The sequence below is a fragment of the Spartinivicinus poritis genome, assembly GCF_028858535.1.
Lineage (GTDB): Bacteria > Pseudomonadota > Gammaproteobacteria > Pseudomonadales > Zooshikellaceae > Spartinivicinus > Spartinivicinus poritis.
Genome location: NZ_JAPMOU010000024.1, coordinates 94,326 through 100,787, shown reverse-complemented (window position 1 = coordinate 100,787; position 6,462 = coordinate 94,326). Strand labels below are relative to the sequence as shown.

Sequence of the window (6,462 nt, the reverse complement as noted above, 5' to 3'; positions counted from 1 at the left end):
AACACTTGTGGGCGACTCGAAGCTCTGCGAGTGCTGTTGGTGATAGTTCAAATCCTCTCATAACAGTGGATTATACATATGATGCTGTATTATTGAACCTAGAAATGATTCGCGACTGGTATATTTTCAATATGACAAATATATCGGAAATTGGGCAGTTATCGTTATAAATTTTGATGATGGAGTTAGGTTTGAAGTGGTGCCTGTTTTTACAAACCAATCTGGCAGTTACACATACCCTGACTCTAATAATGGCGGCTCATGGAAAACCACTAACCCAAGGCCAGAAATTAAAGCCATTAAAGATCGGAATGCTATTTGTAATAATAATTTAATTCCGTTATGTAGAATGATGCGCGCGTGGAAGCGTAAATGGGATGTGCCTATAGGTGGATTATTAATAGATACACTCGCATATCAATTTATTGAAAATTATGAGCACAGAGACAAATCATATGTATATTATGATTACATATGTCGTGACTTTTTCAGATGGATGGCTGATCAGAGTTCTGAACAGATGTACTGGAGAGCCCCAGGAAGTGATCAATATGTTTATGGAAAAGGTCTATTTCAATATAAAGCAACTAGATGCTACAACAAATCATTAGAAGCAATATCACACGAAACAGCAAACCCAAAGCGCGAGTGGTCAGCAAAACAAAAGTGGAGAGAAATCTTTGGAACAACATTCCCAGACTAACGATACCCCTGAATCAAGAAAAATACTTGAGGGTCAGCTCAGAGAATCATTCGGTAGAGTGGTTTACTCTCACAAGACGCACGAGAAGTGTGCGGATATATTGCTGGAACGTTTGTCATCAATTAAATTGTGGCAAATTGTACTATCTGCAATAATTACTGGCGGAATTATCTCTATATTTTTCGGTGCAGGTGACGTGGGTGCTGGGATAGGTGTTATTGTTTCCACGATCCTTCTAGTTCTTAATGCCTATACGAAAAACTATGACTTGGGTGAATTAGCACAAAAGCATAAACAGGCAGCTAACGATATTTGGCTAATACGTGAAAAATACTTATCGCTAATTACAGACCTTCTAAACTGCACCACTACTAACTGTCTTCTAATAAGTAGTCTAGACAACACTACTTGGGTATGCTGGTACTGATTCAGATTTGGTTTTTGCGTATCAGGTAGAGTTAAACGTGGCTACTTCAGCCATGATAGTAGCCTACATCCAAAATAAAGCATAATAAGAACTATCCGGGTAGATAGAGATTTAAAATAGTGTTTATAATTATTGTTGGAACGCTAAAGAATCAATTCCATTTAGATATAATTTTTCCGGTAATCTCATACAAGCTGCAAACAAACTGTTTTAGTTCTTCATCTTCTAGTTCTTGAATTTTTGCTTCATAACTCCCCCCCTTTTATTGGTATCAAGACTGCAACTAGGATTTGATGTACGTAGTTTTTTACGACGAGTATTTTTACTCCTGTTGTTTTTAGATGAGCTTTTTTACAGTTGAATACTTATGCAGACTATATTATTCAGAGCGAAGACTAAACTATATTTTCAGCTTTTATGGAATCATCGACTCATTAGCATCAGCTTTATCTCAAGCTAGAAACGAAGAAAGCCAATAGTGGTTACATAGCTCATAATCATTAAAGTATAGTTACAATCTGTTTCATAATTTACATATAAAACCAACGCTGTATAGATTGATAATAAATAGGAAACAATGATACAAATCAAGTACGGACGTCATACATGAAAAAAATTATAGCAACTCTCTGTTTAACTTCACTCACTCTTACATCTCATGCAGCTGATTATCCAGATGAATGCAACCAGCTATCAACATGGAAAGAGCAACTTGAATGCGCAATGGATTATATTGATTCTCTACCCAGACCACGCTTTAGCGACCAACACCTAAAACAAAATATTATTCCCATTGATAATGCTCTTGATAAAGCTGTACAACTAAACGGAGTAAGCTTTGAATGGCGTAGCGATAACCAAAAAGATATTGGCGTTATAGCACAAGATGTAGAGCAAGTATTTCCTGAGCTTGTAAGTACTTCACCAAAAACAGGCTTCAAGCAAGTTAACTATGCTGGTCTTGTAAGTATCTTAATAGAAGCCATGAAAGAGTTAAAACGTGATAATGAAACCTTAAGAGAGGAGCTGGGACTATAAAACTACTAATGGGGTGGATAAAACACTCCATTTAATTATTCATTTAAACTAAAAATAGCTTCAAAAAATATAATTTACAACCAACACAACCGGCGACAAATAACTAAATATTCTCTTCTGTAACAATTAATTCATTACTCTTTCACTTTACCACTCACTTTTAAGACTGATTATCATCCAGACCTTTAGCATTACAACAATTTCAAGCTAAAATACAATATATGTTAGTAGATTAAAAACTTAGCTGGCTTCGTTATTATACAGCGGAAAAACGAAATGAAAGGTATTATCTTTACCGAGTTTATAGATATAGTGGAAAAGCAGTTTTCCCCAGAAATGGTAGATACTTTACTAAGTGAAACAAACTTGCCATCTAAAGGCGTTTATACATCTATCGGCAATTACGATATTTGCGAATTGTTAGCCTTACTAGACGTGTTAAGCAAATATTCTGGTAAGACAGTTAAAGAATTACTACAGTTTTTTGGGTTTCACCTCTTTGGCCGTTTAGCCAGTGTTTACAAAGAGCTACTGGCAGATATTACCGGTACTTTTCAAATGTTAGAAAAATTAGATGATCATATTCATGTAGAAGTTAAAAAGTTGTATCCCGATGCTGACACACCAAAATTTGAGGTAATACATCTTGACACAAATGAGTTAAAGATAAGATATCAGTCATCACGCCCGCTAGCAGACTTTGCAGAAGGATTAATTAAAGGGTGTATCGACCATTATAACGAAAAGTTGCAACTAACAAGGCATAATATAAGCGAATACCCTCCCTACGAGGCTTTATTTTGTATAAATGATGTAAACGGTTATGACAAATGATGACGTTTGGTTACGACGTTTAAGCCGTGAAAAGGCTGCTCGCCAAGAAGCAGAAAGACTACTTGAAGAGAAAAGTCGTCAGCTTTATATAATAAATGAGAAATTAAAAACTCAACAACTAGAGTTAAAAGAAAAAGCTTTTAAGCTTGCTGAAGCAAAAGACAAGGCAATAACCGCTTCTGAATCAAAAAGCATTTTTTTAGCTCAAATGAGCCACGAAATACGTACACCTATGAACGGTATTTTAGGTATGGCTCAGTTACTGTCACTAGGCCAGTTGTCTTCAGAACAACGAGAACAAATAGAAGTAATTAGAAGGTCAACTGAAGCGCTGCTTAATATACTAAATGATATTCTAGACTATTCAAAAATCAACTCAGGCAAATATAGCCTTATAGACACCAATTTCAACTTATTTGATTTAATGAGTCAAATCATTTCTACAGTTGCACCAATTGTAGAAACGAAATCTATTTCTATTGGTTGTGCTATAGAAAAAGAGGTTCCACTGAAATTAACAGGTGATGAAGGTCGCTTACGCCAAGTTATTTTAAACCTGTTAACTAATGCAATAAAATTCACAGAAACAGGCGGTATTTATATTCACATCAAAGAGCTAAAAAAAAACTCAAACACATCAACTTTACTTTTTTCAATAGAAGATACAGGCAGAGGTATAACCAAAGACAATCAGAAAAAGTTATTTACTGAATTCGAACAAGCTCATGATGCTAAATATAAACCCATTGAAGGAACAGGGCTTGGCCTAGCTATTTCTAAGGGCTTAGTACAGCTAATGCAGGGTAATATTGGTTTTACCTCTACAGAGGGTAAAGGCAGTACATTTTGGTTTTCAGTCAGTTTACCTCCTGTTGTTGAAGGCTGGCACATGGTTCAATATACCAAAGTCCCTGTGATTGTTTGGGTAACAGATAATATTTTACAAAGGATGTTCACAGTTCAATGTAAGGCATGCAACAGGCAAGTTATATTCATTCAAAATATAACTATGTTATTAAGTAAACTAAAAAAAATAAAGATCGCACAAATTTGGCTAGACTTAGATATTATCAGTGAACAGGATTTAGAAAGTTTATCTTCTGCTGAACAGTTACAGCAATACTCAGTGATTACTATAAAATGGCCACATAGAAGCAAAGATAAATTATTTCCTCTAGCTCAATATAATTTACTGAAACCACTCAGACCTAATACTTTCATTAATTTACTACTAGGAAAACCCTATATTTACGAACGAGATGAACAAGAGCAAAGCTCTTCATCCATACTTGAGCAATTACCCTCACTTGCACCTGTTTTAGTTGTAGATGACAATACAACTAATTTAATGATCACAACTAAAATGCTTAATAAGCTCGGCTTTACCTGCTTAAAAGCTGAGAATGGCCAGCAAGCCATTGATATCATTAACTCTGAAGAATTATCTTTAATACTCATGGATATTCAAATGCCTGTTATGAATGGTATAGAGGCAACTAAAGTAATTCGTCGTAAAAACTTGTCCAAGCTACCTATTATTGCCTTAACAGCCAATGCCATGGAAGGTGATCAGGAAGAATATTTAGCTGCTGGAATGAATGACTATTTAACCAAGCCTGTTAAACTAGAACAACTCCAACAAGTATTGAAGCGCTGGTTATTATAGAGCACACTTCAGTATACAAATGTAGGGGCATCCCCCCTACAATTCATGTCTAATTTTTTCTATAACATTTTTTGTCGTTGGATTAACACCACGCCAAATGTAAAACGCAGCAGCAGCCTGTTCCAACAGCATACCTAAACCATCAATTTGCTTTTGTGATCCTTTTTGCTTAGCCCACTGGTTAAATGCTGTTGCTTCAGCACTATACATCATGTCATAACATATAGTCTGCGGACCAATAACCACATCTGGTAATGGCGGAATATCACCATGCAAACTAGCAGAGGTACCGTTAATAATAATATCAAAGGTTTCACTCAATGCGCTAAAATTAGCAGCTTCCATTGCCATTAAGTCAGCAAAATCGTCAGCCAGCTTATCTGCTTTTGCTACGGTTCGATTAGCAATAGTAATTTTGGCGGGTTGTTTAGAAATGATTGGCTCTAATACTCCTCTAACTGCACCACCCGCACCTAAAATCAGTATTTTTTTATTTTTCAGTACTACTTGCTGGTTAATTTCTAAATCAGTTACCAGGCCCACGCCATCTGTATTATCACCACACAATTGATTTTCTTGATCAAGCCAAAGAGTGTTGACTGCCCCAGCCCGCTTAGCTGCATCAGTTAACTGTTGAGCATAGTGCCAAGCATTTTGTTTAAATGGCACTGTTACATTAAGGCCTTTACCACCTTGAGCAAAAAAGTCTTTTACTGTTTGTTCAAAAGCGTCTAGTGGTGCTAATAGCGTATTATAAGTTAAATCCTGGTTGGTTTGTGCTGCAAACCGTTGGTGAATAGCGGGAGATTTGCTATGGGCAATAGGATTACCAACAACTGCATATTGATCTGTCATGGTTTACTCTCCTCTCTATAGCCGCTCTATACCCACTCTTTATGAATTAAAAATTTCTCATAAAGCTCAGCTTCCAAGCTTTCTTGCTGTGGTTGCCAGTTATACTCCCAACGAACCTTCGGTGGCAACGACATTAAAATCGACTCTGTTCTACCACCAGACTGCAAACCAAATAGCGTTCCTCTGTCGTATACCAAATTAAATTCTACATATCGACCACGACGGTACTCCTGAAAAGCTTTTTGTTGTTCGTTGTAAGGCTGATTTTTACGCTTTGTTACAATTGGCTGATAAGCCTTAATATAGCTATCACCTACGCTTTGCATGAACTGAAAGCTTTTTGCAAACCCCCACTCATTTAAATCATCGAAAAATAACCCACCAACACCTCTTGGTTCATTACGATGTTTTAAGAAAAAGTAGTCATCACACCATTTTTTATAGTGAGGATAAACATCATTGCCAAAAGGCTCACAGGCTTCTTTGGCCGTTTGATGCCAATGTTTACAGTCTTCTTCAAAACCATAGTATGGCGTTAAATCATACCCCCCACCAAACCACCACACCGGATCGGCACCAGGTTTTTCCGCCATAAAGAAGCGAACATTAGCATGAGAAGTCGGCACAAAAGGGTTATGAGGATGAATAACTAACGACACCCCCAATGCCTGAAAGCTACGTCCCGCTAATTCTGGCCTTGCAGCAGTTGCTGATGCAGGCAGGCCTGCACCAAATACATGAGAAAAGTTAACGCCCCCCTTTTCGATGACAGCGCCATTGCTAATCACCCGAGTACGGCCACCGCCTCCTCCTTCTCTTTGCCATTCATCCTGCTGAAATTTCGCTTCACCATCTTCCTGCTCTAATACACGACAAATATTGTCTTGTAAGTTAAGAAGGTAATTTTTAACGGCTTGAATATCTGGCTGAGTCACAATC

At 37.0% G+C, this 6,462-nt stretch carries 7 protein-coding genes; 5 read left to right on the top strand and 2 right to left on the bottom strand.

Going from position 1 to position 6,462, the window contains the following annotated elements; genetic code table 11:
• The first annotated feature begins 88 nt into the window (after window positions 1-88).
• From ORQ98_RS17830 to ORQ98_RS17810, 5 genes are all read left to right on the top strand, one after another.
• Window positions 89-703: an SMODS domain-containing nucleotidyltransferase gene (locus tag ORQ98_RS17830; RefSeq protein ID WP_342455213.1), complete on the top strand. Its 615-nt coding sequence runs from the start codon at window positions 89-91 to the stop codon at window positions 701-703.
• The gene (locus tag ORQ98_RS17825; RefSeq protein WP_274690157.1) at window positions 681-1,130 is read left to right on the top strand and encodes an SLATT domain-containing protein; all 450 of its coding nucleotides are present in this window, start codon (window positions 681-683) and stop codon (window positions 1,128-1,130) included. Before ORQ98_RS17830 ends, ORQ98_RS17825 begins: the two co-directional genes overlap by 23 nt.
• Before the next feature lie 606 nt (window positions 1,131-1,736).
• Window positions 1,737-2,168, top strand: coding sequence for a tail fiber domain-containing protein (locus ORQ98_RS17820; protein WP_274690156.1), 432 nt, complete (start codon window positions 1,737-1,739; stop codon window positions 2,166-2,168).
• Between the two features lie 276 nt (window positions 2,169-2,444).
• Complete coding sequence (locus tag ORQ98_RS17815) at window positions 2,445-3,002, top strand: heme NO-binding domain-containing protein (RefSeq protein WP_274690155.1); 558 nt, start codon at window positions 2,445-2,447, stop codon at window positions 3,000-3,002.
• On the top strand, window positions 2,992-4,668 hold the full coding sequence (locus ORQ98_RS17810) for a response regulator (protein ID WP_274690154.1): 1,677 nt from the start codon (window positions 2,992-2,994) through the stop codon (window positions 4,666-4,668). Before ORQ98_RS17815 ends, ORQ98_RS17810 begins: the two co-directional genes overlap by 11 nt.
• Window positions 4,669-4,704: 36 nt before the next feature.
• Here ORQ98_RS17810 and aroE read toward each other — a convergent pair whose 3' ends face one another.
• Complete coding sequence (aroE, locus tag ORQ98_RS17805) at window positions 4,705-5,523, bottom strand: shikimate dehydrogenase (protein ID WP_274690153.1); 819 nt, start codon at window positions 5,521-5,523, stop codon at window positions 4,705-4,707.
• A gap of 26 nt (window positions 5,524-5,549) precedes the next feature.
• Window positions 5,550-6,458: an oxygen-dependent coproporphyrinogen oxidase gene (gene hemF / locus ORQ98_RS17800; RefSeq protein WP_274690152.1), complete on the bottom strand. Its 909-nt coding sequence runs from the start codon at window positions 6,456-6,458 to the stop codon at window positions 5,550-5,552.
• Between the last annotated feature and the right edge of the window lie 4 nt (window positions 6,459-6,462).

Coding starts and splice junctions, on each gene's coding strand:
- ORQ98_RS17820 (WP_274690156.1), top strand. CDS start 1,737: ATGAAAAAAATTATAGCAACTCTCTGTTTAACTTCACTCACTCTTACA.
- ORQ98_RS17815 (WP_274690155.1), top strand. CDS start 2,445: ATGAAAGGTATTATCTTTACCGAGTTTATAGATATAGTGGAAAAGCAG.
- ORQ98_RS17810 (WP_274690154.1), top strand. CDS start 2,992: ATGACAAATGATGACGTTTGGTTACGACGTTTAAGCCGTGAAAAGGCT.
- aroE (WP_274690153.1), bottom strand. CDS start 5,523: ATGACAGATCAATATGCAGTTGTTGGTAATCCTATTGCCCATAGCAAA.